We start from the raw sequence: 25,086 nt of genomic DNA, 5'->3' as shown, positions 1-25,086 counted from the left end.
CATGCATTCAAACAACCCGATGATACCGTTCACGCCAGACGATTTACGCCTCAACGCGACGATACGTCACGAACTCATAATCGACACCCTCGTCTCCCTCGCCCGAGGCAATCGTGGCAACACCGTCACGCCGCGCAATCTCCCACGCGGGATCGGCATCCAAATCGGGAAAGTACGTATCCACGTCATGCACGCAATGGTTATGCGTAACCTCGGCCTCCACGCAATACGGCAAAAACTGTCGATATACCTCGCCGCCGCCGATTACCCAGGCAACGGGTTCATCGGCAACCGCGGCAAGCGCCTCGTCGATACTATGCACCACGTCGACGCCCTCGGGAGCAAAGTCCTCATCGCGCGTGAGCACGATATTGCGGCGGTTCTTGAGCGGACGTCCGCCGGGAAAACTCAGCAGCGTCTTGCGTCCCATAATGACCGGGCAACCTTTGGTACACGCCACAAAATGGCGCATGTCGGCGCGATTGGACACGACCATGTCACCCTCGCACCCAATGCCCCAATCGTCACACACGGCAACAATGGCAGAAAGCTTACACCTCATGCGCGTCACCTACACCGCAATGGGGATGTTCTTGACCTGAGGGCCGTGCTCATAGCCCTCGACGATCAGATCATCGGTCGTAAACGCATAGAAGTCATGCACATCGGGGTTGAGCGTTACCTTGGGCGCAGCAAACTGCGGACGCTCAATAAGCTCGCGAACGATATCGACATGACGGTCGTAAATGTGGGCATCGGCAATCACATGCAGCAGCTCGCCAGCGATCATATCGACCGACTGCGCGACCATCATCAGCAAAATGGCGTACTGGCACACATTCCAGTTGTTCGCAGCCAAAATATCCTGGCTGCGCTGGTTGAGAATCATGTTGAGCGTCGGTTTATCATCCTGCGGACGCTGCGTCACGTTATACGTCACGCTGTAGGCACACGGATACAGGTGCATCTCGGACAGGTCGCTAAACACATAGGTGTTCGTCATAATGCGGCGGCTGTACGGCGTGTTCTTAAGGTCGTACAGCACGCGATCCATCTGGTCAAAGTCGCCCTCGGCATAATGGCTCTTCTGCCCAATCTGATACCCGTAGGCCTTGCCGATGGAGCCAGTCTCGTCGGCCCACTCGTCCCAAATATGGCTGTTGAGGTCATGCACGTTATTGGACTTCTTTTGATAGATCCATAGGATCTCATCCATGGCAGATTTGAGGGCCGTACGACGCAAGGTAAGCGCCGGAAACTCCTCGCGCAGGTCATAGCGTGCCGTGACACCAAAGTTTTTAATGGTATAGGCAGGGGTGCCATCCTCCCACACCGGGCGGACCTTTTGGCCCTCGGTGGTGGTGCCATGGCCCAAAATATCGCGGCACATGGTTACAAACTGTTGATCAGCCTTGCTCATTGACCCTCCTGTCAGTCGCCTAAAAGTGAGATTCATTGTATCCCAGGCACATGCGGCCCCACAGCCCAAACATATGCCTTCATTTTCTGGCATATGCCAGAAATTCCTTGCGTAAATCTGCGCGTTCGCTATTCTATTGTTGACATATGTCAGATAAGGAGCACGTATGGCAGGAAGACGCGAGAAACTGCGCCGCGTCGGGATCATCCCCGAATACCGCGGCTTTACCCCTGACGGCCTAGCCAGCGGAGACGCCATCGACATGACGGTCGACGAACTCGAGGCGCTGCGCCTGTGCGACCTGGAAGGCCTTAACCAAGAGGCAGTCGCAAAGCAGATGGGTATCGCGCGCGCCACGGTGGCGGCTATTTGCAGCCGCGCGCATCGCAAGGTGGCAAACGCGCTGGTCAATGGTCGGGCGCTCATCATCGAAGGCGGCAATATCGCGTACTCCCCCATCACCACGACAACGGCCGCATGGCCAGCAAAGGAGGTCGGCACCATGAGGGTGGCAACCACGTACGACAATGGCAACATCTTTATGCACTTTGGCCGCAGCGAGCAGTTCAAGATCTACGACATTCAGGACGGCAAGGTGCTCAACGAGCAGGTCGTGGGCACCGGCGGCACCGGCCACGGCGCACTTGCGGGCCTGCTCGCCAACGGCGGCGTGGACACGCTCATCTGCGGCGGCATCGGCGGAGGCGCTATCAACGCGCTTGCTCAAGCCGGCATCACGGTATACGCAGGTGCCCAGGGCAGCTGCGACGCTTGCGTCGAGGCCCTTATCGCCGGCACGCTCGCACAGAACGGCGAGGCCACGTGCGGCTGCCACAGCCACGACCACAAGCACACCCATGAGCATGGCGGGTCCTGCGGCTGCCACGGCCATCACGAGCACGAGGGCCACGAGGGCTGCGGCTGCCACTAACGGCACGGCACCGCGAGCTCGGGGCGCGAAGCCGAACGCAACTCAACAATCAAAGCCAACAACAAAGGCCACCCGGTAGCTTCCGAGTGGCCTTTGCCATATCAAGCTGGAATTACAGCTCTATTTCTTATTACGCATCTGCGCTTCCATCTGGCGCAGCAGCTCCATATCGGACTTAGGACCGCCCGTACCTAGGCCGCCCATGCCGCCCAGACCCATAGCGTCCAGGCCAGGGATATTGGGCATGCGCATCTTCTTGCCCTTCTTTCCCTTTTTGCCCTTTTTGCCGCCGGCCTGCGCCTGATTGGCCATTGTGCGCATGCGGCCCATCATCTTATTCATCTCGCCCCACTGCTTCATAAGGCTGTTGACCTGGGTGGGGGTTACGCCGGCTCCCTTGGCAATGCGGGCGCGGCGCTGGCCGTTGATGATGGAGGGACGCAGGCGCTCCTCCTTGGTCATCGACATGATGATGGCCTCGTTCTTATCGAAGATGCCCTCGTCCAGGTTGCCGCCCATCTGGTTGAGTGCACGCTGGCCACCGGGGAGCATGCCCAGAATGCCCTTCATGCCGCCCATCTTCTTGACGGCCTTCATCTGGTCAAGCATATCGTTCATGGTGAAGCCCTCGCGCAGCATACGCTCGGCAGCCTCGAGCTGCTCTGCATCGGCTGCCTCCTGGGCCTTCTCGATGATGCCGACGACATCGCCCATGCCCAGAATGCGCTTGGCCATGCGATCGGGATAGAACGGCTCAAGAGAATCGGGTTTCTCGCCCATGCTCACGAACTTGATGGGCTTGCCGGTCACCTGACGCACCGAAAGTGCGCCACCGCCACGGGCGTCACCGTCGAGCTTGGAGATGATCACGCCGTCAAAGTCGGTGCGATCGGCGAAGGTCGAGACGACGTTAACGATATCCTGGCCGGTCATGGCATCGACGACCATCAGCACCTGGTCGGGCTTGACGGCCTTCTTGATGTCGACGGCCTCCTGCATCATCTGCTCGTCGATCTGAAGACGACCGGCGGTATCGACAATGACCACGTCACGCAGGTGGTCGACGGCCTCCTGAATGGCACCCTTGGCGATGTCGACCGGGTGCGCGCCGTCGCCGCGGAAGACCGGAACGCCGATCTCTCCACCGAGCGTGGCCAGCTGGTCGGCAGCGGCGGGACGGTAGACGTCGCACGCGGCGAGCAACGGCGAGCGGCCCTGCTTCTTGAGCAGGTAGGCAAGCTTTACGGCAGCCGTGGTCTTACCGGAGCCCTGCAGGCCCACGAGCATGATGACATTAGGAATGCGGTTACTAAAAACGAGCTTGCTCTCGGTGGAGCCGAGCATCTCGGTGAGCTCGTCGAGCACGATCTTGACGACGTTTTGCGCCGGCGACAGCGACTCCATGACCTCGGCGGTCATGCAGCGCTCCTTGGTCTTAGCAACGAACTCCTTGACGACCTTAAAGTTAACGTCGGCCTCGAGCAGCGCCATGCGAATGTCGCGCATGGCCGAGGTGATATCGGCCTCGGTCAGCTTACCCTTGCCGCGCAGGCGGTCAAATGTGTCGTTGAGGCGATCGCTCAGGGAATCAAACACTGGTTACTCCTTAGTTGGACTCGCCCACCAGGGCGCGGCAGAAATCTTTGGCGTTAAACTCCTGCAGGTCATCGACCTGCTCGCCCACGCCGATGCGCAGGATCGGGAGCTTGAGCTTCTCGGCCACGGCCATGGCGATACCGCCCTTAGCCGTGCCGTCGAGCTTAGTCATGATAATACCGTCCAGGCCCAGCGCCTCGTTAAACTCGAGCGCCTGGTTCAGACCGTTCTGGCCGGTGGCGGCATCGATTACGAGGACGACCGAGACAGGCATGGGGCCGGCAGCCATATTGGCGGCGCGCTTACGCGTCACGTTGACCACTTTGGCAAGCTCGCGCATGAGCTCGGGGCTTGTGTGCAGACGGCCGGCGGTATCGATGAGCACCAGGTCGCTGCCGCGCTTATCGGCCTCATCGAGCACGTCATAGCACACGCTCGCCGGATCGGAGCCGCGGTCACGCTTAATAACCGGTACGCCGGCACGCTGGCCCCACACATCGAGCTGCTCGATGGCGGCGGCGCGGAAGGTATCGGCCGAACCGATCACCACGTTCTTGCCGCGGGCAGCCATGGCGCTCGCAATCTTGCCGACCGTTGTGGTCTTGCCGGCGCCGTTGATGCCCACAAACAGCACGCAGCTCGGCGTATCGGAAAACGGATCACGCTCAACAGGCACAAAATGGCCCTCGAGCTGCTCGGCCAGAGCGCGGCGAAGCTGCGGGGCGGTCTTAAGGTTCTTCTTGGCAGCAGCATCGCGCAGGTCATCGGAGACCTGAATAGCGACCTCGGCACCCATGTCACCCATGACGAGGGTGTCCTCAAGGTCCTCCCAAAAGTCCTCGTCGACCTCGCCGCCAAAGTAGAAGACCTCGTTGAGGGCCTCGCGGCTGCGCTCAAGTCCGCGCGAGAGAGCGTCAAAGAATCCCATTATGCATTCACGACCTTTCCGGTTTCGCGATCGAGTTTTTGCGAGACGACGCGGCTGACGCCGTCGGCTTGCATCGAGACGCCATAGAGAACGTCAGCGTCCTCCATAGTACGGCGCTGATGCGAAATGACCAAGAGCTGTGTATCGGAACGCAGCACATCGAGGGCTCCGATGAGCTTGGACAGGTTGGCGTCATCAAGCGCCGCCTCGACCTCGTCCAGCACATAGAACGGCACCGTGCGCGTGCGGTACACGGCAAAGAGCAGGGCGAGCGCCGTCAGACTCTTCTCGCCACCCGACATGAGCATCATCTTAGTAATGCGCTTGCCGCGCGGCTGCGCCACAACCTCAATGCCCGTCTCGGCAGGATGCTCGGGATCGGTCATCTCAAGATGAGCCTGGCCACCCGGGAACAGCATGGCGAAGATCTCACGGAAGTTCGCATCGACCTTCTCGAAGGTCACCAAGAAGGCTTTACGCATCTTACGGTCGATGGCCACGGTAATCTTGGTGAGCGCCTTGCGCGCGCTCTCCAGATCGGCCAGCTGCTCCTCGATGTAATCGGCGCGGCGCTTGAGCTGCTCGTACTCCTCCATGGCAACCTGGTTCACAGGGCCCAGGTTGTTGATCTGGCACACGAGCTGGTTGAGCTCGCGCTCGGCGGCGTCGCGGTCGGTGGGAGCAGGAAGCATGAGCGCTTCCTCGAGCACCGTAGTGCCATCGGCGGTAATGGCCTTGATGGCCGCCTCCACCTGAACCTCGAGCTTGCCGCGGGAAACCTTGAACTCGTTTTGCGTCGCCGTGGCGGCATCGACCCACTCCTTGGCGCGGGAGACCTCGGCCTTGGCGTCTTCGATGGTCTTCTTGAGCGAGGCCGAGTCCGCCTCCTCGAGCGAAGCCTGATCACGCAGACGCGCGGCCCAATCCGATGCGCGATCCAGCAGGGCCGAATAGCGCTCGTGCATGGGGTCGACACGCAGGCGCAGCAGCTCGAGTGAGCGCGAGGCCTGGCGTGTTCCGCGGATACGGCGGTCGATGCCCTCGAGTCGATGCTCCAAGTCGGGCACACGGCCCTTCAGCGAACGCAGACGCTCGCTCGTCTGAGCCAGGCGGACCTTGGCATCGGCGAGCTTGCCGGCTGCCTCGGAATCGTCACGACGCACGCGATCGAGCTCGTCGTTGGCTTCGGCAATCTGGAGACCCAGGTCGCCTGCCTGCGCGCGGGCCTCGTCGCGCGAACGGGTGAGTTCGTCAACGCGCGGGCGCGCAGCGCGAACGGCCTCGGCGGCCTGCTCGCGGCGCTTGGAGATGCGCACGCGCTCGACCTCGGCGTTGTAGGCGCTTTGCTCCAGGCGGCCAATCTCGGAGAGCAGCGAGCGGCGCTCGCCCTCAAGACGGGCGATCTCGCCGGCGGCATCGCCCTCGGCGGCACGCGCCTCCTCAACGGCCGCATTGGCCTCGACGACCTGATCCGACACATGCTCAAACACAGCAGCTAGATCGGGCTCCAGGCCCTCCAGCTCGCGAATGCGACGCTTGCGCTCCAAGGCACCCGATGCCTCACCGGCATCGAGGCCCACGCGTACCAAGCCGCCGCAGGCAACGCGGGCACCATCAGGGGTCACATAGGTCACGCCATCCACAACCGGCGCCGCCAACGCGGTGGCCAAGTCATCGACCACGTAATAGCCACCGAGCAGCGCCTCGACAATCGAACCATAACCGGAGCGCACAGACAGACGATCGACCAGACGAGAGCCGGCAGCGCCCTTGGCAGCTGCACCGCCGCTCACGCCGCGCGCCACCAGCAGCGCCTCGCCCGAGGCCTTCTTCTGGTCCAGGGCCGCACGACCGGCACGCTCAAGCGCGGACGTATCGTCGAACAGCAGCGCATCGATATCGCCGGCGAGCAATTGCTCAACCAGGCCCTCAAGCTCGCGCGGGGCCTCGAGCACGTCGCCCAGACGGCCTGAGACATCATCGCCCAGCGCGCCCACCAGACGGCTTACGAGCGGCGAACTGTCGGCCATGCGGGCATCGAGCTTCTTTTGGCTGGCAAGCTCCGAGCGCACCTCGGATAACTTGTTGCGCGCCTCGCTCTCGCGGGCACGCAGGTTCTTCAGGGACGCGCGTGCCGTCTCGGTTGCCTCACGCGCATCGACCTGAGCCTGGCGCGCTTCCTCAAGAGCGCCCTCAAGCTCCTCGGCGCGGTCGCGACGGCTCTCGAGCGAGGCCGTGACCTCCTCGAGCTGTTCATCGATCTGCTCCAGGCGCGAGGCGTACATGTTGTCCTCGACCTCGGCGTTACTCAGCGAGTCCTTCACCTTGGCGAGCTCGAGCGCGGCGTTATCGGCCACACGCTGCACATCGCGCTGCTCGCGCGTGAGCTGCGAAATCTGATTGTCGAGTGCCACGCGACGCTCGTGGAGCTGGGCGGCGGCAGGACCGGCGGCGTCAACGTCCTCCTGGGCCTGCATGTGCGCGCCGGTCACTTCCTCAAGCTGCGCACGTGCATCCTCGAGCTCCTCTACCACGCGACGACGCTGATGCTCGGAGCTCGAAATCTGCCCGCGCATGTCGGACAGGCGCGACACCATGTTGTGGCCCTTTTCCTCGAGCAGACGCATATCGGAGTTAATGCGACCGACCACATCTTGCATATGGCGGCGCTGCTCGCCCAGATCGCCCACAAACAGGCCCTTTTCCTCGAGCATGACCTGGAGCTTCTCGAGCTCGCGCTCCTTTTCGCCCATGCGGTACTGCGCAAGCTCCAGCTCGGCGGCGCCTTCCTTGGAGCGGCTCTCCAGGTCGTTCCACTGCGACTGCAGCGAACGCAGCTCGTCGACGGCTAGCATCTGCGTAAGCTCGTTCGCGCGCGAGGACAGCTCTTTGTACTTGCGCGCACGATCGACCTGACGCTCCAGCGGTCGCAGCTGACGGGCAATTTCCTTATTGATGTCGCGGGCACGCGTCAGGTGCTCGTCCATCGACTTAATCTTTTTGAGCGCACGCTCCTTGCGGCGCTTGTGCTTGGAGATGCCGGCGGCCTCCTCGATGAGGGCGCGGCGCTCCTCGGGGCGGCTCTGCAAAATGGCGTCGAGCTTGCCCTGGCTGATGATGGAATGCGTATCCTTGCCCAAGCCCGAATCGTGCAGGATGTCCTGAATGTCCATCAGGCGGCACGGACTCGAGTTGATGAGGTACTCGCTTTCGCCCGAGCGATACATACGACGGGTGATGGCGACCTCGTCAAAGTCGACGGGCAGCATATGGTCCGAGTTATCGAGCACCAGCGTGACCTCGGCGACACCCACCGGCTTGCGCGCTGACGAGCCCGAGAAGATGACATCCTCCATGGCCTGGCCGCGCAGCTGCTTGGCGCTCTGCTCGCCCAGGACCCACAGAATCGAGTCAGAGATGTTCGATTTTCCCGAGCCGTTGGGACCGACGATGACGGTCAGGCCCGGCTCAAACGTCATATGGGCGCGGTCGGCAAACGACTTGAACCCTTTGAGCGTGAGGGACTTGAGATACACGGTTCCTCGCTTAAACAGGCTTCTTGTTGAGAATCACGCCGTTGGTGGTGTAGCCCATGCGGTCAAGTGCCTCGAGTGCAGCGGCTCCCTCGGCTTCCTTCTTTGAGGAGCCGGAGCCGCGACCCTGGCGAATACCATCGATCAACACCACGGCGGTAAAGGTGGGCGCATGCGCCGGGCCCTCGGAGCCAACGAGCTTATACGCCGGGGGTTCGTGGCCGTCGCCTTGCACGCACTCCTGCAAGAACGATTTGGGGTTCGCGGGGTGCTCGGCACGCTCGGAAGCCAAATGCGGCTTAAGCGTACGGTGGATAAACTCCGCTGCGGCATCCCAGCCGGCGTCCAGGTACAGCGCGCCCACGAGCGACTCGTAGACGTTCTCGAGCGCCGAATGCAGGCCGCGCGCACCGGTACCGGTCTCGGAGGCACCAAAGATGATGATGTCGTCGATGCCCAACTCGTGAGAAACCTCGGACAGCGTGGCGCCCGAGACAAGCGACACCTTCAGGCGCGTGAGCTTGCCCTCGTCAAACTCCGGATAGGACTCAAAGAGCGAACGGGCGACGACGGCGCCCAAAATGGAATCGCCCAAGAACTCAAGGCGCTCATAGCTGGCAGAAACCGGCTGGCCCTCGACTGCCGAGGGATGCGTAAGCGCCGCGCGCAGCAGCACCTTATTATTGAACTCGTGGCCCAGGATTTCCTGGGCACGCGTAAGTCGTTCAGACAAAGCCAAGACCTAGGCCTCCCTGGCGTGTTCGATCGCGTCGACGGCGTCGGCGACAGAGTTGAGCGAGAGCAGAGTCTCGTCATCGATCTCGAGGTTGAACTCGTCCTCGATAGCCGTAACCAGCTGCAGGCGCTCGAGCGAGTTGGCATCGAGATCGTCAAAGGTGGTCTCATCGCTAATTTCGGCAACATCGACGCCCAGAACGTCAGCAGCGACCTCGGCGATCTTGTCGAAGATTTCGGAGCGGTCCATAGCGCTTCCTCTCATAGTGCATGAATACCAAAAGAATGGTACCGCCCGGGCGGTACCAAGACACGGTTCTGATTCTACCCCACGAAGCAGGCCGCGAGGCACATAACAGCGCTCTAACTCGCTCTTACAAAACGATGCCGTCCATGGAGTTGGCGACGTTCTCGACCAGCCCCGCGCGCACGGCTTCGGCCGCCGCGAGCGTACCGTTTTTAACAGCCTCGACCGAGGTGGCGCCATGGCCGATTAGGACCACGCCACGCAGGCCCAAAAGAATCGCGCCGCCCTTGGCATCACCAGAGAGCTTGGCCTTAATCCCGCGCATCTGCTTTTTGATGAGCAGCGCGGCGATCTTGGTGCCGAGCGAGGCCATAAAGGCGCCCTTGAGCTCCTGCAGCAAAAACTTGGCAGCGCCCTCGGTGGCCTTGAGCGCAATATTGCCCGACATGCCGTCGGCGACCACGACGTCAAAATTGCCCGACGTAAGATCGGTGCCTTCGCAGTTACCCACAAAGCCGGGAACGGCGGCTTTCATGGCCGGGAAGCAGGCCTTGGTAAAGTTGGAGCCCTTCTCGTCCTCGGTGCCATTGGCGAGCAGACCTACGCGAGGATGGTCAACGCCCAAGACGACGCGGGCATAGGCGCTGCCCATCTGCGCAAAGCGCACCATATCGTCCACCTCAACATCGGGGTTGGCGCCCATATCGCACAGCACCGTCAGACCGCCGGCGCGATTGGGTAGCGCATTGGTCAGACAGGGACGTATCGGCTGCTTCTTGCCTTCGGCCTGATACCTAAACGGCGTCACATAGGCGGTAGCGGCAGCGGTCATGGCGCCGGTGGAGCCGGCGGAGAAGAAGGCGTCCGCGTTACCCTTCTTGATAGCGCGGCAGGCAAGCACGATCGAGGACTTGCGCTTGGTCATCACGGCTCGAATGGGATCGTCATCCATGGCGATGACATCGGGCGCCTCCAAGGCCTCAACACGAGCGTGAGCCGCGGCAAAGGGGTTCACGATCTCTGCGGGACCGACGGCCAAGACCTCGATATCGGGATCCGCCGCAAGCGCCGCCTCGATACCGTCGAGGACAACCTGGGGCTTCTCGTCTCCACCCACAACGTCTACACAAACGCGAACGTTACTCATTTCATATGCTCCTTATACAAAAATGGCCGACTCATTGAGCCGGCCATTGTGGTTCCAGTTGGAACGGCATCGCATCCAGAGTATACAGTTACTCGGTAACGATAACCTCGCGGTCCTTGTAGAAACCGCAGCTGGGGCACACGTGGTGCGGGAGCTTGACAGCACCGCAACGGGGGCACGTGGACTGAGCCGCAGCCGAGATCTTCATGTTGGCGGAACGGCGGGTGTGAGTGCGGATACGACCCTGCTTTTGTTTAGGTACGGGCATAGTGACCTTCCTTATGAACTATCCAGTGTGGCGATTACGCGCAAGTAGCGATACTACCACAGTTTTACTCGTCAAGCTTGAGATTCTTCAATGCTGCAAATGGATTTTCCGTGGCAGCGACCCAGTCGGCCTCTGCTTGAGCGGCGCAATCGCATTGCTCGACGTTGAGATTGATGCCGCAAGTGGGGCATAGGCCGCGACAATCGGGCTTGCACAGGACAACGAACGGCGTGTCCATGACGACCGCGTCGTTGATAGGCTCACCCAGATCGACGATGCGATCCTCGCCCAGTAACTCGTAGCCATCTTCGTAGGCCTCGGGGTCCTCGGGCTCGTTAAAGAGATAGAATTCCTCGATCTCACCGGCAATATCAAACGAAGCGGGCTCCAGGCAACGGTCGCACTCACCGGTTGCGTGCGCGCGGACCATGCCCGTAAGCAGAACACCGGTGCCGGCATTGGTAAAGACCACATCGTAGTCAATGCCGTCCTGTAGCTGGTACTCCTTCTCGCCCACCGTATAGGTGGCGACATCGACCTTACCGGTCAGCGGGTACGAGTCTCCGGGAAACTCGAGCTGCTCGGAAAGATCGACGGTAACGCTCGGGAACTCAGCCATTACCACTGACCATTCTGCTGGGCGGCACCCTCGTTGAGCTGCTGACGGCAACGGGTGACGGTGCCGGTCAGGCTCTTGAGGTTCTCCTCGAGGTGCGTAAAGACCTGCTCGGCGTAGTCCTCGGCGGCATAACGCGTCTCGCGCTCATACTGCTGGGCACGGTCGCGAATATCGTCGGCCTGCTGCTGCGCTAAGCGAACGATTTCCTGCTCACCGGCAATGGTGAGGGCCTGCTGCTGAGCATCGGCGATGATGGAATCGGCCTGAGCGGCGGCGGAAGCCATAAGCTCCTCACGCTCCTTGAGGATACGGCGGGACTTCTGCCATTCCTCGGGATAGCTCATGCGGATCTCGTCGAGGATGTTAAAGAAGACGTCGGCGTCGATAACCTTCATCTGGGCGTTCTTGCCGAACGGCGTCTTAGCCTCTTCGATGAGCCCCTCGAGCTCGTCGACAAGACTCACGATCCTGTCGCCAGGAAAATTCTCGCCCGGCATCCGGTCTCCTTTCATAGGTAACATATCATCGTGTTAGTTTACCACATGCCACCAGGCATTAAAAAACGTCACGAAAAGCGATGTTTGAGCGCCTTGACCACATTGGGCGGAACAAAATTAGAGACGTCACTACCGAGCGAGGCAATCTGGCGAACCACCGAGCTCGAGATATAGCCGTACTGCGGCGCGCTCATGACAAAGATGGACTCCAGCTCGTTATCCAGGCGGTAGTTGAGGTCGGCCTGCTGCAGCTCGTACTCAAAGTCGGTCATAGCACGCAGACCCTTGACCACGGCTCCTGCTCCCTGTTCGCGGGCAAAATCGACCAAGAGGCCGGTGAAGGGTAGCACCTCGACGCCGTCAATATCACCGAGCGCCTCACGGGCCAGCGCCACGCGCTCATCGAGCATAAAGGTGGTGCCCACGCCGTTTTTTCCCTGCGACTCGGCAACGGCCACGATCACGCTGGGGAAGATGCGGCGGGCACGGCGAATCACGTCGATGTGGCCAAACGTGATGGGATCGAAGGTACCCGGGACGATTACACGGTTAATGGTGTCACTCATGAGCATCCTCCGTGGGTGCGTCGCTATCGTTGCCATCATCCTCGCCGTTGCCAACCCAACGAAGCAGGTCGACCGAGGTAATGCCGTAACGCTTCTCACGCACGATCTCAAAGCCTGCCGGATGCGCACCCGCATCGGCGGCAGCGTGCTCGAACAGCGCATAGGCACCCTGCGCCAGCAAGTCCTGCTGGGCCAAGTTCTGCAGCAGCCCCTCGACCGGCTCGGCGCCATAAGCATAGGGCGGGTCGAGCAGGACCAGGTCAAAGGGACCGCCCGGCACGCGGCCGCGCGAAGTGCTTGCCAGCACGTCGCCGCTCACCACGCGCCAACGCGCACGGTCGCGGCACAGCGACTCGATATTCTTGGTAATCAGACGAGCAGCGTTGCGATCGATCTCGAACGTGGTGAGCGAGCGGGCACCACGCGAGAGCATCTCAATGCCCAAGGCACCGGAGCCGCCAAAGGCATCCAGCACGCGGACCTCGTCCAGATCGAAGTCGAATGCCGACATGACCATAGATGCGCACGCCTCGCGCACGCGATCGGTCGTGGGGCGGGTGACATCGCGACCACGGGGCTCCTCGATCTTACGACCGCGCCATTCGCCGCCGATGATTCTCATCCTCCGCTGACCTCCTTAAAGATGTGTCGATACCGCGTGGCGACCGCATCGCGCAAGGGACGCGTCGCCACGGAGTCAAGGTTGCAAGCATACCGCAAGAGCTCGACCGCGTCCAAATGGGCCCACTCGATCAATTCCTCGTCGGCGTCCAGGTCCACAAAGCGCAAGGTCACGCCGCCATGCTGGCGGTAACCCAGGATTTCACCCTCGTGGCGCAGACGCAAGTCCATCTGGGCGAGCGTAAAGCCGTCCGAGGTCTTCTCGAGCGACTGGAGGCGTTCTTGTGCCACCGACGCGCCGCCGTTGCCCTTGGAGTGCGTCATGACCAGGCACGTACCCGACACACTGCCGCGGCCCACGCGCCCGCGCAGCTGGTGCAAGGCCGCCAACCCAAAGCGCTCGCCATTCTCGATGACCATGACGGTGGCGTTGGGCACGTCGACGCCCACCTCGACCACCGTAGTCGAGACGAGCACATCGATCTCGCCACGCTTAAAGGCATCGATGACCTGGTCCTTCTCCCCCGCAGGCATGCGACCATGAAGACGCTCGATGGCAAGACCCGGCAACGCCAGACGCAGGCGATCGAGCTCGGTCGCCGTATCGTGCAGCGGCACGGGGACCGTCACGCGGCCCTCGTCGTCGCGGGCGATACCGGGCACGTCCTCCAGATCATCGGCCGAGTCACTCGGCTCCACGAGCGGGCAAATCACGTAGGCCTGCTGACCCTTTTCATGCGCCTCGCGGATGGCGCCATAGGCAAGGTCGCGGCTCGACTCGGTAAGCACGCGTGTCGTCACGCCAGCGCCAGGGACGGGCCGATGGCGGATGATGCTCGTGTCCAGATCGCCGTAGACCGAAAGCGCCAGCGTACGTGGGATGGGCGTTGCCGTCATAACGAGCAGATCGGCACCAGGGCCCTTCGCACGCAGGGCGTTGCGTTGGCCGACGCCAAACCGGTGCTGCTCATCGATGACCACGAGCGACAGATGCTTGAACGCCACGTTATCCGAAAGCACCGCGTGGGTGCCAAAGAGGACATCGAGCTCGCCCGATTCCAGCTGGGCATGGATCCGCTCGCGCTCGGCCGCTGGCGTGGCGCCCGTCAGGAGCGCCCAGGTCATGCCAGCCTGCGAGAGCAAGGGGCCGGTCTTATCGGCATATTGACGCGCCAGCACGCCCGTGGGCGCCATAACGCAGGCCTGCGTGCCGCTATCGGTAGCCACAGCCAGCGCGCAGGCGGCAACGGCGGTCTTACCGGTACCGACATCGCCCAGCAGCAGGCGGTTCATCACGCGCCCGCCATCGCACATATCGCGCAGGATATCTTGGAACGCGGCCTCCTGCTCGTCGCTCAGCGAAAATGGCAGGGCTTGCTTGAGCGCGGCCAGGTGCTCGCCCGCGGCGTGGGCGTAGGGCACCACATCGACCAGGCTGCCGTCGTTGCGCAGGCGCAGCGCCAGCTGCAGGTAAAGGCACTCCTCGTAGGCAAGCCGTGCGCGCGCGATATCGCGCTCAGCCATGCTCGAGGGAAAGTGAATTGATCGAAGCGCACGAGCATTGCTCATCAGGCGACGCTTAACGCGCAAGCGTGCGGGAATCGGGTCGAAGGGATTGCCGACGACCTCGAGCGCGCCACTTACGATGCGGCGCATCCATGCCTGGCTCACGCCGTCACTCACATAATGGACCGGCAAAATGGTGCCCGCAGCACGCCCGTCATCGAGCTTTTCAAAGTGCGGCGAGGCCATCTGCTTAAAACCGTAGGCAAACTCGACCTTGCCCATCACGGCCAGGCGGTCGCCCTGCTTAAGCTGCTGGGCAATCCAAGGCTGACGGAAAAAGGCGACCTGCAGCACGCCCGTCTCGTCAACGAGTGAGACCTCGGTCACCTGCATGCGCGGACGCGGCTTCTTTTGAACGATACGGTCGACCGTGGCGATGATGGTGCACACGGTACCGATGGGCGCCATCTCGATGGACCAGGAGCGCGTAAAGTCCAGGTATCGATGAGGGATATGCAGAAGGAGGTCCCCCACCGTCCGAATTCCCAGACGGCGAAGGGCCTCCTCACGTTTACCCGAAACATATTTGAGTCGCGCGATATCCTCGTCGAGCGCATTGCTCTGGGCAAAGCGATCCGAGACGCGCGGCACGGAGCAGAGCTCAGACATGGGCAGATGCCTACTCGATCGAGAAGATCACGGGATAGAGCGGCTGCTCGCCACGATGGGCGTCGATCTCCAGGTCGGGCTGAGCCTCCTCGATAGCGTCGACGATCTCCTGGAAGGCTTCATCGGACAGCTCCTCGCCGGCCAGAATCGTCAGCGCGTCGCCCTCCTCTTCCTCCTGCATACGGTTGATACAATCGAGCGTGACCTGTTTCACATCGGAGCCGACCACATCGATGGAACCGGCAATGATACCCATGACGTCACCGGAGTGAATCGGGGAGCCGTCCGAGGCGCTGGAGTCGCGCACGGCGCGGGTGACCTCGCCATCGCGGACCTCGCTGATGGCGTCGACCATAGCGGCGACGGCGTCCTCGAGATCGGAATCGGGCAGGACCGCGAACAGCGCGGAGAAGGCCTGCGGAACGGTCTTGGTGGGAACGACGGCGACCTTCTTGTCAGTGCAGGCAGAGGCGGCGGCCTCGGCAGCCATGCGGATGTTACCGTTGTTGGGCAGGATGATAACCGAGGTCGCGTTGACCTGGTCGACGGCGCCCAGCAGGTCTGCAGTCGAGGGGTTCATGGTCTGACCACCCGACACGATCACGTCGACGCCGAGGGACTTGAGGATGTCGGCCTCGCCCGAACCGGCGGCAACGGCGACAAAGCCCAGCGCCTTGGCGGGCTCGGCAGCCTTCTCCTGGTCCTCATGAATCTTGGCGGTACGGTCGTGGGCCTCCATCTCCATGTTGTGGATAAAGACCTCGTAGATCTGACCGAGCTGCAGCATGTGCTCGAGCACCAGGTTGGGGGTGTTGGAGTGCACGTGGATCTTGTAGTCGGGGTAGGCGCCCACGAGCAACTCACAGTCACCCATGGAGCCCAGGAACTTGAGGCACTCGTCCTCGTCAAAAGGAGCGTCGGCCTTAAAGAGGAACTCGTTGCAGTAGCGGAACTCCGAGCCCTCCCAGTCGTCGTTGGCCTCGATCTCAACACGACCAAGGGCCGCGTCGTGGGCAGAGCCAGCGGAATCAAACGTGGCAGAGAAATCCTCGACAACGGTGCTGCGGCCAAGCGCAGCGGCAACAAAGTTCTCAAGGAAAATAGCAAAGCCGAAGGCGCCGGAGTCGACCACGCCGTTCTCCTTCAGAACGGGCAGCAGGTCGGGCGTGCGGGCGACGGACTGGTAGGCCTCGACGACGATAGCGTCGAGCGCATCCTCGGCCGAGAACTTCTTCTTTTCGCACTCGTCGGCCTTGGTCGAGACATCGCGCAGCACCGTGAGGATCGTGCCCTCGATGGGCTTACGGACGGCCTGGAAGGCGACCTTGACGGCTCGGCGGAACGCATAGGCAATGTTGGCGGACGTAATGGGCTCGTCGGCAGAGACAAGACCCTCGGCCACGCCGCGCAGGATCTGCGAAGTGATGACGCCGGAGTTGCCGCGGGCGCCCATCAGGGAGCCGTGGGTGATGGCGCCGGCAATGGCCTCCATGTCGGCATCGGCGGGAAGGGCAGGAAGCTCCTTGGTCACCGAGGCGAGCGTGAGCGACATGTTGGTGCCGGTGTCGCCGTCGGGCACGGGAAAGACGTTGAGCTTGTTGATCTCCTCGGCCTTGTCGGAAACGGCAGCCGCAGCGATCGGAAAACAGGTGCGAATGGTCTTTGCAATCATGGGTATTTGAATCTCCGTTTTCGGATGCTAGTTCAGACGGCTCTTGAGCGCGTCGATATGGATGCCGATCTTAAGGCTGGCGGGATCGATCTGGGCGATCTCCTGCAGGGTGAAGGCAACGGAGCTCGAAAGATTGTGGCAGACGGACTTCATGTTGACGCCGTTCTCGAGCACGACGTGAAGATCGACCGTAAGGCCGTTCTCGTCGGCGGAGACAAGCACGCCCTTGCGGAGGCGCTGGCCGGCAAGCAGGCGCACGCTCTCGGCGCCCTGGAGCTGCTCAGCCATACCGACGACGCCATAGCACGTCATCGCGGCATAACCGGCAATATCGGCAATAACGTCGTTCGAGACGCTCAGGCTGCCGTTAATGGTCTCAGACACAAGAATCTCCTTATCTGGTGCTCGCGGCACCATGTCGTGGGAGCAATCATTGCAATATTTTACAACGACCGCGCCATGTTGAGGTGGTGGGTCGCGGGATTACATCCTCGACACGAAATGTTGATATGGCAACGTTCGAGTCAAGTGGTCGCGGCATGAAAAAACCCGCCGCATAAGCGACGGGTTTTACAACCTGGCTCCCCGGGTAGGACTCGAACCTACAACAGCGCGGTTAACAGCCGCGTGCTCTACCATTGAGCTACCGAGGAATTAAAAAGCCCAGCGAAATGGGCTGAGAAATTCTGGCTCCCCGGGTAGGACTCGAACCTACAACAGCGCGGTTAACAGCCGCGTGCTCTACCATTGAGCTACCGAGGAATAGGTGCGTGCTCTCAAGCAACGAGGTTTATTATACGGACGAATCAGCTTAGGGCAAGAACTTTTTTGAGAATTTTTCCGACCTAGTCATTGGGGACGTTCTTGAATGACTAGACAAGGAGTGTCCCAAAGTGCCGGCAGAAAAGGAACATCCCTAAGTACCGACCAAAGCTACTCATTTAAGTCTGTCCCCAATAACCACCCCCAAACTGTCGCACAACTGACAGCCATAGCAACGCCGCAGATAGAGGACGGACAGCGAAAACCCGCCAGAGCGAGCAAGGTGCCTTGAAACGAGGCGGCATTGATCTTTCGATCATGCCGCCGAAGTTGAAAGGCAGATTGCCGCTCTGGCGGGTTTGCAGCGTCGGCCAGTTACGGCGTTCGGAAGAACGCCGTAACCCTAAGACTCGATATAGTCTTTGAGCTTGCTGCTGCGGCTCGGGTGACGGAGCTTGGCCAGGGTCTTGGACTCGATCTGGCGGATGCGCTCGCGCGTGACGCCAAACTCGCGGCCGACTTCCTCGAGCGTGCGGGGATGCCCGTCGACAAGGCCAAAGCGTAGCTCGATAACCTTGCGCTCGCGATCGGCAAGCGAGTCGAGCACCTGGGTGAGCTGCTCCTGAAGCATGGAGAAGCTGGCGGCATCGGGCGGAACGATGGCCTGGGAGTCCTCGATGAAGTCGCCCAGCTGGGAATCCTCTTCCTCGCCGATGGGGGTCTCGAGCGACACGGGCTCCTGCGAGATCTTCTGGATCTCGCGGACACGGTCGGCGCTCATGTCCATCTCGGCACCGATCTCCTCGGGGGTCGGGTCGCGGCCCAGGTCCTGAAGGAGCTGGCGCTGCACGCGGACAAGCTTGTTGATGGTCTCGACCATGTGCACGGGAATACGGATGGTACGGGCCTGGTCGGCGATAGCGCGCGTGATGGCCTGACGGATCCACCACGTGGCATACGTGGAGAACTTGAAGCCCTTCTGGTAGTCGAACTTCTCGACGGCGCGGATCAGACCGAGGTTACCCTCCTGGATCAGGTCAAGGAACAGCATGCCGCGGCCGACATAGCGTTTGGCGATGGAGACGACCAGACGCAGGTTTGCGCTGATGAGTGCCTGCTTGGCTTCGAGGCCCACGTTCTCAATGCGCGTAAGACGACGCATCTCGGCACGCGTGAGCTCGAGCTCGCCGGCATCGGCAGCCTCGAGCTTCTCGGTGGCCTCGAGACCGGCCTCGATCTTCATGGCCAAATCGACCTCTTCGGAGGCGGTCAGCAGGTCGACCTTGCCGATCTCCTTGAGGTACATACGAACCGGATCGCCGGTCAGCATCACCGTGGAGGCATCGATGCCACGCACGCGGGAGCGTGAACGGGACGTGCGCACGGTGCGCTTCTTCTTGCTCTTGGAAGAACCCATCTCGGCGTCGGCCTGACGGGCCATCTTGAGCTCGTGATCGTCGAGCGAGCCGGAATCGTGCTCGTCGTCGTCATCGAAATCGTCAGTATCGGTATCGTTATCGTCATCGTCGACGTCCATGGGGGCGTCGTCGTTTCCGCTCGCGGAGATAATCTGGATGCCGCTGTTGCGCAGCGCGGAATACACCGCGGTGAGCTGCTCGTCAGAAACATCGATATCCTTCAGGGCGACCTGAATCTCGTCCTCGGTTACCGAAGTCCTGTTTGAGCCGTTGCCCATGAGCTTTGCAACGTAGGATTCCAGCCCAGTACCCGTGCTCTCAGTCTTTTTTGGCACAGATTCTCCCTTCATAGTCCACAGGACTCAATACTTTAGCACACACATAGGCGTCTATACCCAAAAAGAGGACTGGATATAGGCGAGAATACGCTGGTTGACCACAACATCTAGGCCTGTTCGGTGCCTGCGGCCTCCAGACCGATCAAACGGAACGGGTCCGCCACGCCGCCGATAGACTTTTGCAGCTCGCGTTGACGCTGCGAATCCTGCGCGGCCTGCACGGTCAGCGCGCGACGGGCCTCATCATCGAGCGAACGGTCCTGGCGCAGCTTGGCCTGTGCGGCACGCATGCGGCGCTTGATGGTGTAGAGCTCGAGCGTATCGAGCATGAACACGATGTTCGTCTCGGTGGGGTGCTTGCTCGTCGCGGAGATGCGCCCGGCACTCACAAGCGTTGCCGCCTCGGGACAGACCGAGCGCGCCGCATCCATGCAGGCTGCAGGATCGGTTCCCGGCGGCGTTGCCAGAACGGCCCATGCGATGGACTCGTGACGTGGGTCAACCCACTCGATAGAGCAGATGCGGTCGGCATACGTGCGGAACAGGTCGGGGTAGCTCGTGAGCATCGTCAACAGCTCGCGCTCCCCTGCCAAGGACTTGCGCTCAAGATCAGTAAGAACCATCGGCGCCGCCGCAGCCGGAGCGCCCGAACCATCAGTCACAGGCACAGCACCCATATCATCAGGCACATCGATCGGCGGCAGATCGTCGACGAGCTCCACGGGCGCGGCGCCGTAGGCATCGAGCGGGACATGGTCGTACGGCTCCTCCTCGACCGGCGCGGACACCGGCGGCGTCGCGCCCGATGCCCAAGCACCACGAGATGTCCCCTGCGAACCAGACGACCGACCGCCCGCGCTACCAGATCGCTCAGCTTGCGCCCGCTGGCGTTCATAGTTCTGTTCGCGACGGCGCTCCGCATCTTCGCGCTTGGCGACGTCGCGAAACACGCGGCCCGAGCTCGCGCGCACGGTCTCCAGGTCCAAACCAAGCAGGTCGGCAATCTGGATAAAGTACGTGTCGATCATATAGCTATCGCGCAGCGGATAGATAAGCGTCAGCACATCTTCCAGCGCCTTGGCGCGACCGCCCGGCGTGGTGATGTCGCTCGACTCCTGCAGCGAGCGGTAGACAAAGTCCATAAGCGGCTCGGCAGCGTCGATGCGCGCCTGCAGCTCCTGTCCACCATGTGCCGTGATGAACTCCATGGGGTCGTTGCCGTCGGGCAGCACCACGCAGCGAAGGTCCATCGAATCCTGCTCGATAAACTGAATCGCGCGACGGGCGGCCTTCTGGCCCGCGGCATCGCCGTCAAACATATACACGATGCGCTTAGCAAAGCGGGTGAGCGTCTTGACGTGATGCTCCGTGAGCGCGGTGCCCAGCGTGGCGACAACGTTTTTAATCCCCGCCTCCCAACAGGCGATGCAGTCGGTATAGCCCTCTACCACGATGGCGGTATCCTGTGCGACGATAAACTCCTTGGCCCAATTAAAGCCGTAGAGGTTTCGCTTTTTATGAAACACGCTCGTCTCGGCGGTGTTGAGGTACTTGGGTTGGCCGTCTCCCATGATGCGACCGCCAAAGGCGATGTTGTGACCCTGCTCATCAAAAATGGGAAACATCACGCGGTCGTAGAAGCGGTCGGCAAGCTGCCCGCGCCCGCGTCTCACGGCAACGTTGGCGTCGATCATCTCCTGCGGGGTAAAACCCGCCTGGGACAGGTGCGACACCAGCGCGTTGCGGCCCGGTGCAAAGCCCAAGCAGTAGCGGCGGCAGACGTCGCCACCCATACCACGGCTGGCAAAGTACTCGCGTGGACGGCCGTCCTTACCGCGCATAAGCATGGTGTGGTAGAACTGGGCGGTCTCGGCACACAGATCGTAGATGCGGGCACGCTTGGTACCGCGCTCGCGACGATCTCCGGTGTCATGCAGCTCAATACCCGCACGATCGGCCAAATAGCGGATTGACTCGGGAAAGCTCAGGTTTTCGCGCTTCATGATATAGGTGAAGACGTCGCCGCCTTCGCCGCAGCCAAAGCAGTGCCAGACCTGCGTAGCGGGGATAATGTGGAAAGAAGGCGTCTTTTCGCCATGGAAGGGGCAGCAACCCCAAAACTCATGGCCGCGGGGCTTGAGCTCAACCGTTTCCTGCACGATGGCAACTAAGTCGGACGCAGCGCGTACCTGGTCTTTTTCCTCATCGCTAATCACGGATACTCGCCCCCTGCTCGCCCAAGTTGTGACGAATATCCTCGATATTACCCTCGACGGTCGAGATCAACTCATCCAGCGATTCGAACACACGCGAGGGACGCAGCCAGCGCGTAAACGCCAGCGAAACGGAAGCGCCGTACAGGTCGCCCGTATAACCAATTAAGTTAGCCTCGAGATGCGATGAAGCGGCATCGTCGGCATACGTCGGCGGCAGGCCGACGTTAACGGCAGCAGGCCATACGGTGTCATCGACGAGCACCAGGCCCTCATACACGCCATCGGCAGGCACCTGAATGCCGTCGGGAACCTGCAGGTTTGCCGTGGGAAAGCCCATGCCAGAGCCCTCGTGACGGCCGCGAATAACACCGCCGCGCAGCATATACGGGCGGCCGAGCAACTCAGCAGCCAGCTCCACATGGCCCTGTCCCAGCTCATGACGGATGCGGGTGGCGCAAATGGCCTCACCGCCCTCGCAAAGCAGATCGTGACCATACACGTCAACGCCGTGCTCGGAACCCCAGGCGCGCATCTCGGCAACACCAGAAGCACCGCCACGACCCAGCCTAAAATCGCTGCCAACGCGAATCGAACGAATGTCGACCACGCGTGACAACAGTGTGAGAAAACCGACATGGTCGAGTGCCGCAACCTCAGGCGTAAAGGGAACGGCCACCACTGCATCGACCCCGGTCTGAGCCAAGGCATGTAGACGGTCGGCCGTCGTCATCAATTTTTGAGCGGGCGAAGGACTCACCACAACGTCCGGATCGGGATCGAAAGTGACCACGACCGCCTTGCAGCCATGGGCACGGGCATCACGGACAAGCGCTTCGATGAGTTCCCGGTGTCCACGGTGAACGCCATCGAACACGCCAATGGCGATCGAGGCAGCACCCAAGTGCTCGCACTCATCAAACGCATCGGCAGTGACGATGCGAGCCTCGTCCGACTCGCCTTCAAAAAAGATACGCGCGAGCTCGCGAGCGGACAACATCATCGAACACCGCCGATTGCCTGCGGAAACACGTGCTCCATGACAAAGCGGCCACTTTCGATGCGGGCGAGCGCCTTGAGTCCCCCATCGAGCACCAGCGCAAACGGCGCTTTCGAAGCATCGAAATCGGCAAGCGCACGCTCAACGGGAATGCGTCGGCCGCAGAGCAGGTCTTCGGCAAGATTGCCCGGCAAGTCAACACGCGTGGCGCCCAGGGCCGCAATGGGATCCAGGGCAAAGCCAGGCGCGGACTCGGGAGAAAGCTCCTCGACCGCATGACAGGCGCCAATGGAAACAACACCGGAGGCCGTGCGGCGCAGCGCGGAAATGTGCGCGGCGCTCTCGCAGGCGCGGCCCAAGTCGCGAGCGAGCGCACGGATATAGGTGCCCTTGCTCACCGAGAACGCCACGGTCCACACACACGTATCACCTTCGCCTCCCACGGCGATCAGGCCGGCGGCATAGACCTCGACGGGGCGCGGAGGTAGGTCCACCGCATTGCCCTCGCGAGCAGACTTGTAGGCGCGAACGCCATTGACCGAGATAGCCGAAAACGCCGGCGGCACCTGCATCTGCGGACCCAGCATAGCGGCCAAGCGCTCACGGGCATAGGCAGGATCGCGGAGCTCGTTGGCAACAGCCACCGTGCGGACCGCCTCGCCCTCCGCATCATCGGTATTGGTCTCGGCGCCAAACGAAATGTCGGCGACATAGCTTTTGGTATCGAGGGTTAGCATGCCCAGCAGACGGGTGGCCTGGCCCACACCCACCACCATGACACCCGATGCCATGGGGTCGAGCGTGCCGGCATGGCCGACGCGCCGCTCATGGAGGGCGCGCCGGCATTGCGAAACCACATCGTGGGACGTGCAGCCCACCGGCTTATCGACGGCGAGCAGCATATTCAGTTGAGAAGGTGTACGACGAGCCATGTACCATCCAAAAAGTTAAAGCTCGATGGTCACCGAAGTGGGATCCTCCCCTACCAGTTCGGCCAGCATGGGAAGTGCCACGGTGAGCGTCTCGAGAATCGTTCCGTTGTTGGAAAAACCGGCGGCAGCGGGATGTCCGCCTCCGCCAAAGGCAGCAGCGATCTCGGACACGTTGAGGTCACCCTTGGAGCGCAGGTTGCCGCGCACCTTGGTATCGCCCTCAATGCCCTTCAGGAACAGGCAGACCTCGACGCCCATCACCGAGCGCACCACGTCAACCAGACCGTCGCACTCATCCGAGGTGACACCGCACGCCTCAAGGTCACTCTGGTACGCGTAGCTATACGCGACGCGCCCGTGGGCCACCGTCTTAATGCGGCCCATAACGATGGACTTGAGGTGCAAAAACTCAACGCGCATGCTCTGGTAGACCTCGAGTGCCACACGCGCCGGATCGGCACCGTGGGCAACCAGACGCGAGGCTGCATGGAACGCGGCAGCGTCGGCGTTCTGATACTGAAAACGACCGGTATCGGTGACCAAGCCGCACAGCAGACAGGTGGCAATGCTATCGCTTGCGGTAATGCCGCAATCGGCCAAAAAGCGGTCAATGATCATGGCGCAGGCCGCGGCATCGACGCACCTGAAGCTGACCTCGGCAAACTCCTCGCGTGCCGGATGATGGTCAAAGCACGCCACGTGGGCCGAGCGACGCAGCACCTCGGCAGAGTTATTGAGGCGCTCGACGACCGGCACGTCCACCGAGATGAACAGGTCCGGGTTGCCGGTGTAGGAAGATGCCGGCACCAGCAGATCGGCGCCCTCCATAAAACGGTAGATGCGCGGAACGGGATCGTCGTCTGCCAGCAGCAAGGCGATGTCCTTGTCGGGGAACACCTTCATGAGCGAAAGGCCCAGGCCCAACACGGAGCCCAGGGCATCGCCGTCGGGAGAGGTGTGACCCGAAATCGCAATGGAGGACGCACCCTCGATGAGCTCAAGGATGCGTCGCTGAATATCTGCAGACTCGCACGATGCGAGGTCGGCGGAATTACTCATCTAAAGCTGCCTCCTGGGCGGCATCCGCTATGGGATAGCCGTCCTCGTCCTTTTCGATCACAAGCGTGGCGGGAACGTTTTCCAGCGCGCGCGTGATGCGCTCAGCCTCATCGGTCGAGCGATCGATGCGAAAATCGAGCTCGGGCGTGACGCGCCAATCGAGCGAGCGGGCCAGCAGGCTACGGATGCGGCCCTTGGCGCTGGCGAGCGCCTCCATGACCTCGTCGTAGCGGCTCGCGTCGCACGACACGTACACGCGCGCGAACGAACGGTCCACCGCGACCTCGACCGCGGTCAGGGTGACCAGGTCGAGACGCGGATCGGAAACCTCAAAGAGCAGGATAAAACCGAGCTTCTCGCGAAGCTGCTCGCCCAAACGGCGGGTTGCCTGCGTTTGCTTCATAGCGCT

At 61.6% G+C, this 25,086-nt stretch carries 23 protein-coding genes and 2 tRNA genes; 1 reads left to right on the top strand and 24 read right to left on the bottom strand.

Annotated features, from left to right (window positions below; all coding sequences use genetic code 11):
* Positions 1-43: 43 nt before the first annotated feature.
* Together DXC79_RS03295 and thyA are read right to left on the bottom strand one after the other, a co-directional pair.
* On the bottom strand, positions 44-562 hold the full coding sequence (locus DXC79_RS03295; RefSeq protein WP_117635132.1) for a dihydrofolate reductase: 519 nt from the start codon (positions 560-562) through the stop codon (positions 44-46).
* A 9-nt stretch (positions 563-571) separates the two neighbouring features.
* Positions 572-1,420, bottom strand: coding sequence for a thymidylate synthase (thyA, locus tag DXC79_RS03290; protein ID WP_117635131.1), 849 nt, complete (start codon positions 1,418-1,420; stop codon positions 572-574).
* A gap of 166 nt (positions 1,421-1,586) precedes the next feature.
* On the opposite strand from thyA, the gene DXC79_RS03285 reads away from it, so the two are divergent.
* Positions 1,587-2,351 carry a DUF134 domain-containing protein gene (locus DXC79_RS03285; RefSeq protein WP_117635130.1) on the top strand — a complete coding sequence of 255 codons (765 nt, stop codon included), beginning with the start codon at positions 1,587-1,589 and terminating at the stop codon, positions 2,349-2,351.
* A gap of 120 nt (positions 2,352-2,471) precedes the next feature.
* Here the strand turns inward: DXC79_RS03285 and ffh are convergent, their stop codons facing one another.
* From ffh to rbfA, 22 genes are all read right to left on the bottom strand, one after another.
* Positions 2,472-3,947 carry a signal recognition particle protein gene (gene ffh / locus DXC79_RS03280; RefSeq protein ID WP_117635129.1) on the bottom strand — a complete coding sequence of 492 codons (1,476 nt, stop codon included), beginning with the start codon at positions 3,945-3,947 and terminating at the stop codon, positions 2,472-2,474.
* A gap of 10 nt (positions 3,948-3,957) precedes the next feature.
* Positions 3,958-4,875, bottom strand: a complete 918-nt coding sequence (gene ftsY / locus DXC79_RS03275; RefSeq protein ID WP_117564147.1) for a signal recognition particle-docking protein FtsY — start codon at positions 4,873-4,875, stop codon at positions 3,958-3,960.
* Complete coding sequence (gene smc, locus DXC79_RS03270; protein ID WP_117635128.1) at positions 4,875-8,411, bottom strand: chromosome segregation protein SMC; 3,537 nt, start codon at positions 8,409-8,411, stop codon at positions 4,875-4,877. Before smc ends, ftsY begins: the two co-directional genes overlap by 1 nt.
* Positions 8,412-8,421: 10 nt before the next feature.
* Positions 8,422-9,147, bottom strand: coding sequence for a ribonuclease III (rnc, locus tag DXC79_RS03265; RefSeq protein ID WP_117635127.1), 726 nt, complete (start codon positions 9,145-9,147; stop codon positions 8,422-8,424).
* A gap of 3 nt (positions 9,148-9,150) precedes the next feature.
* The gene (locus tag DXC79_RS03260) at positions 9,151-9,393 is read right to left on the bottom strand and encodes an acyl carrier protein (RefSeq protein WP_117635126.1); all 243 of its coding nucleotides are present in this window, start codon (positions 9,391-9,393) and stop codon (positions 9,151-9,153) included.
* A gap of 124 nt (positions 9,394-9,517) precedes the next feature.
* Positions 9,518-10,537, bottom strand: a complete 1,020-nt coding sequence (gene plsX, locus DXC79_RS03255; protein WP_117635125.1) for a phosphate acyltransferase PlsX — start codon at positions 10,535-10,537, stop codon at positions 9,518-9,520.
* 88 nt (positions 10,538-10,625) lie between these two features.
* Positions 10,626-10,805 (bottom strand): 50S ribosomal protein L32, encoded by a 180-nt coding sequence (gene rpmF, locus DXC79_RS03250; protein ID WP_022094017.1) that lies wholly within the window; start codon positions 10,803-10,805, stop codon positions 10,626-10,628.
* A gap of 64 nt (positions 10,806-10,869) precedes the next feature.
* A complete protein-coding gene (locus DXC79_RS03245; protein ID WP_117635124.1) occupies positions 10,870-11,424 on the bottom strand; it encodes a DUF177 domain-containing protein in 555 nt (184 codons plus the stop codon).
* Positions 11,424-11,921 (bottom strand): hypothetical protein, encoded by a 498-nt coding sequence (locus DXC79_RS03240; RefSeq protein WP_022094019.1) that lies wholly within the window; start codon positions 11,919-11,921, stop codon positions 11,424-11,426. The genes DXC79_RS03245 and DXC79_RS03240 overlap by 1 nt, the downstream gene beginning before the upstream one ends.
* 68 nt (positions 11,922-11,989) lie before the next feature.
* A complete protein-coding gene (gene coaD / locus DXC79_RS03235; protein WP_099431641.1) occupies positions 11,990-12,487 on the bottom strand; it encodes a pantetheine-phosphate adenylyltransferase in 498 nt (165 codons plus the stop codon).
* Positions 12,480-13,109: a 16S rRNA (guanine(966)-N(2))-methyltransferase RsmD gene (gene rsmD / locus DXC79_RS03230; RefSeq protein ID WP_117635123.1), complete on the bottom strand. Its 630-nt coding sequence runs from the start codon at positions 13,107-13,109 to the stop codon at positions 12,480-12,482. The genes coaD and rsmD overlap by 8 nt, the downstream gene beginning before the upstream one ends.
* A complete protein-coding gene (recG, locus tag DXC79_RS03225) occupies positions 13,106-15,283 on the bottom strand; it encodes an ATP-dependent DNA helicase RecG (RefSeq protein ID WP_117635122.1) in 2,178 nt (725 codons plus the stop codon). The genes rsmD and recG overlap by 4 nt, the downstream gene beginning before the upstream one ends.
* A gap of 10 nt (positions 15,284-15,293) precedes the next feature.
* Entirely contained in the window at positions 15,294-16,955 is a 1,662-nt protein-coding gene (locus DXC79_RS03220) for a DAK2 domain-containing protein (protein WP_117635121.1), read from the bottom strand.
* Positions 16,956-16,982: 27 nt separating this feature from the next.
* Entirely contained in the window at positions 16,983-17,372 is a 390-nt protein-coding gene (locus DXC79_RS03215; protein ID WP_187361832.1) for an Asp23/Gls24 family envelope stress response protein, read from the bottom strand.
* Positions 17,373-17,533: 161 nt separating this feature from the next.
* Positions 17,534-17,608: transfer RNA gene (locus tag DXC79_RS03210), tRNA-Asn, on the bottom strand.
* Between the two features lie 34 nt (positions 17,609-17,642).
* Positions 17,643-17,717 (bottom strand) — tRNA-Asn (locus tag DXC79_RS03205).
* Positions 17,718-18,120: 403 nt separating this feature from the next.
* A complete protein-coding gene (gene rpoD, locus DXC79_RS03200; RefSeq protein ID WP_055286388.1) occupies positions 18,121-19,470 on the bottom strand; it encodes an RNA polymerase sigma factor RpoD in 1,350 nt (449 codons plus the stop codon).
* Between the two features lie 110 nt (positions 19,471-19,580).
* Positions 19,581-21,689, bottom strand: coding sequence for a DNA primase (gene dnaG / locus DXC79_RS03195; RefSeq protein ID WP_117635120.1), 2,109 nt, complete (start codon positions 21,687-21,689; stop codon positions 19,581-19,583).
* Positions 21,682-22,689 (bottom strand): riboflavin biosynthesis protein RibF, encoded by a 1,008-nt coding sequence (gene ribF / locus DXC79_RS03190; RefSeq protein WP_233502969.1) that lies wholly within the window; start codon positions 22,687-22,689, stop codon positions 21,682-21,684. The genes dnaG and ribF overlap by 8 nt, the downstream gene beginning before the upstream one ends.
* Complete coding sequence (truB, locus tag DXC79_RS03185; protein ID WP_117635119.1) at positions 22,686-23,618, bottom strand: tRNA pseudouridine(55) synthase TruB; 933 nt, start codon at positions 23,616-23,618, stop codon at positions 22,686-22,688. Before truB ends, ribF begins: the two co-directional genes overlap by 4 nt.
* A gap of 15 nt (positions 23,619-23,633) precedes the next feature.
* Positions 23,634-24,677: a bifunctional oligoribonuclease/PAP phosphatase NrnA gene (locus DXC79_RS03180; protein ID WP_117635118.1), complete on the bottom strand. Its 1,044-nt coding sequence runs from the start codon at positions 24,675-24,677 to the stop codon at positions 23,634-23,636.
* The gene (rbfA, locus tag DXC79_RS03175) at positions 24,670-25,080 is read right to left on the bottom strand and encodes a 30S ribosome-binding factor RbfA (RefSeq protein ID WP_117635117.1); all 411 of its coding nucleotides are present in this window, start codon (positions 25,078-25,080) and stop codon (positions 24,670-24,672) included. Before rbfA ends, DXC79_RS03180 begins: the two co-directional genes overlap by 8 nt.
* Positions 25,081-25,086: the final 6 nt, after the last annotated feature.

Source organism: Collinsella sp. TF08-11AT (genome assembly GCF_003437035.1).
Taxonomy (GTDB): Bacteria; Actinomycetota; Coriobacteriia; order Coriobacteriales; family Coriobacteriaceae; genus Collinsella.
Note: the sequence above shows the minus strand (reverse complement) of the source record. Positions and strands in the feature narration are given on the sequence as shown.

Excerpts from the sequence above, each read along its gene's own strand:
- DXC79_RS03215 (WP_187361832.1), bottom strand. The coding sequence starts at position 17,372 with ATGGTGCCGCGAGCACCAGATAAGGAGATTCTTGTGTCTGAGACCATT.
- ftsY (WP_117564147.1), bottom strand. The coding sequence starts at position 4,875 with ATGGGATTCTTTGACGCTCTCTCGCGCGGACTTGAGCGCAGCCGCGAG.
- coaD (WP_099431641.1), bottom strand. The coding sequence starts at position 12,487 with ATGAGTGACACCATTAACCGTGTAATCGTCCCGGGTACCTTCGATCCC.
- rpmF (WP_022094017.1), bottom strand. The coding sequence starts at position 10,805 with ATGCCCGTACCTAAACAAAAGCAGGGTCGTATCCGCACTCACACCCGC.
- DXC79_RS03245 (WP_117635124.1), bottom strand. The coding sequence starts at position 11,424 with ATGGCTGAGTTCCCGAGCGTTACCGTCGATCTTTCCGAGCAGCTCGAG.
- DXC79_RS03295 (WP_117635132.1), bottom strand. The coding sequence starts at position 562 with ATGAGGTGTAAGCTTTCTGCCATTGTTGCCGTGTGTGACGATTGGGGC.
- DXC79_RS03240 (WP_022094019.1), bottom strand. The coding sequence starts at position 11,921 with ATGCCGGGCGAGAATTTTCCTGGCGACAGGATCGTGAGTCTTGTCGAC.
- DXC79_RS03285 (WP_117635130.1), top strand. The coding sequence starts at position 1,587 with ATGGCAGGAAGACGCGAGAAACTGCGCCGCGTCGGGATCATCCCCGAA.
- rbfA (WP_117635117.1), bottom strand. The coding sequence starts at position 25,080 with ATGAAGCAAACGCAGGCAACCCGCCGTTTGGGCGAGCAGCTTCGCGAG.
- rsmD (WP_117635123.1), bottom strand. The coding sequence starts at position 13,109 with ATGAGAATCATCGGCGGCGAATGGCGCGGTCGTAAGATCGAGGAGCCC.
- DXC79_RS03180 (WP_117635118.1), bottom strand. The coding sequence starts at position 24,677 with ATGAGTAATTCCGCCGACCTCGCATCGTGCGAGTCTGCAGATATTCAG.
- DXC79_RS03260 (WP_117635126.1), bottom strand. The coding sequence starts at position 9,393 with ATGGACCGCTCCGAAATCTTCGACAAGATCGCCGAGGTCGCTGCTGAC.
- ribF (WP_233502969.1), bottom strand. The coding sequence starts at position 22,689 with ATGATGTTGTCCGCTCGCGAGCTCGCGCGTATCTTTTTTGAAGGCGAG.
- DXC79_RS03220 (WP_117635121.1), bottom strand. The coding sequence starts at position 16,955 with ATGATTGCAAAGACCATTCGCACCTGTTTTCCGATCGCTGCGGCTGCC.
- recG (WP_117635122.1), bottom strand. The coding sequence starts at position 15,283 with ATGTCTGAGCTCTGCTCCGTGCCGCGCGTCTCGGATCGCTTTGCCCAG.
- plsX (WP_117635125.1), bottom strand. The coding sequence starts at position 10,537 with ATGAGTAACGTTCGCGTTTGTGTAGACGTTGTGGGTGGAGACGAGAAG.
- truB (WP_117635119.1), bottom strand. The coding sequence starts at position 23,618 with ATGGCTCGTCGTACACCTTCTCAACTGAATATGCTGCTCGCCGTCGAT.
- thyA (WP_117635131.1), bottom strand. The coding sequence starts at position 1,420 with ATGAGCAAGGCTGATCAACAGTTTGTAACCATGTGCCGCGATATTTTG.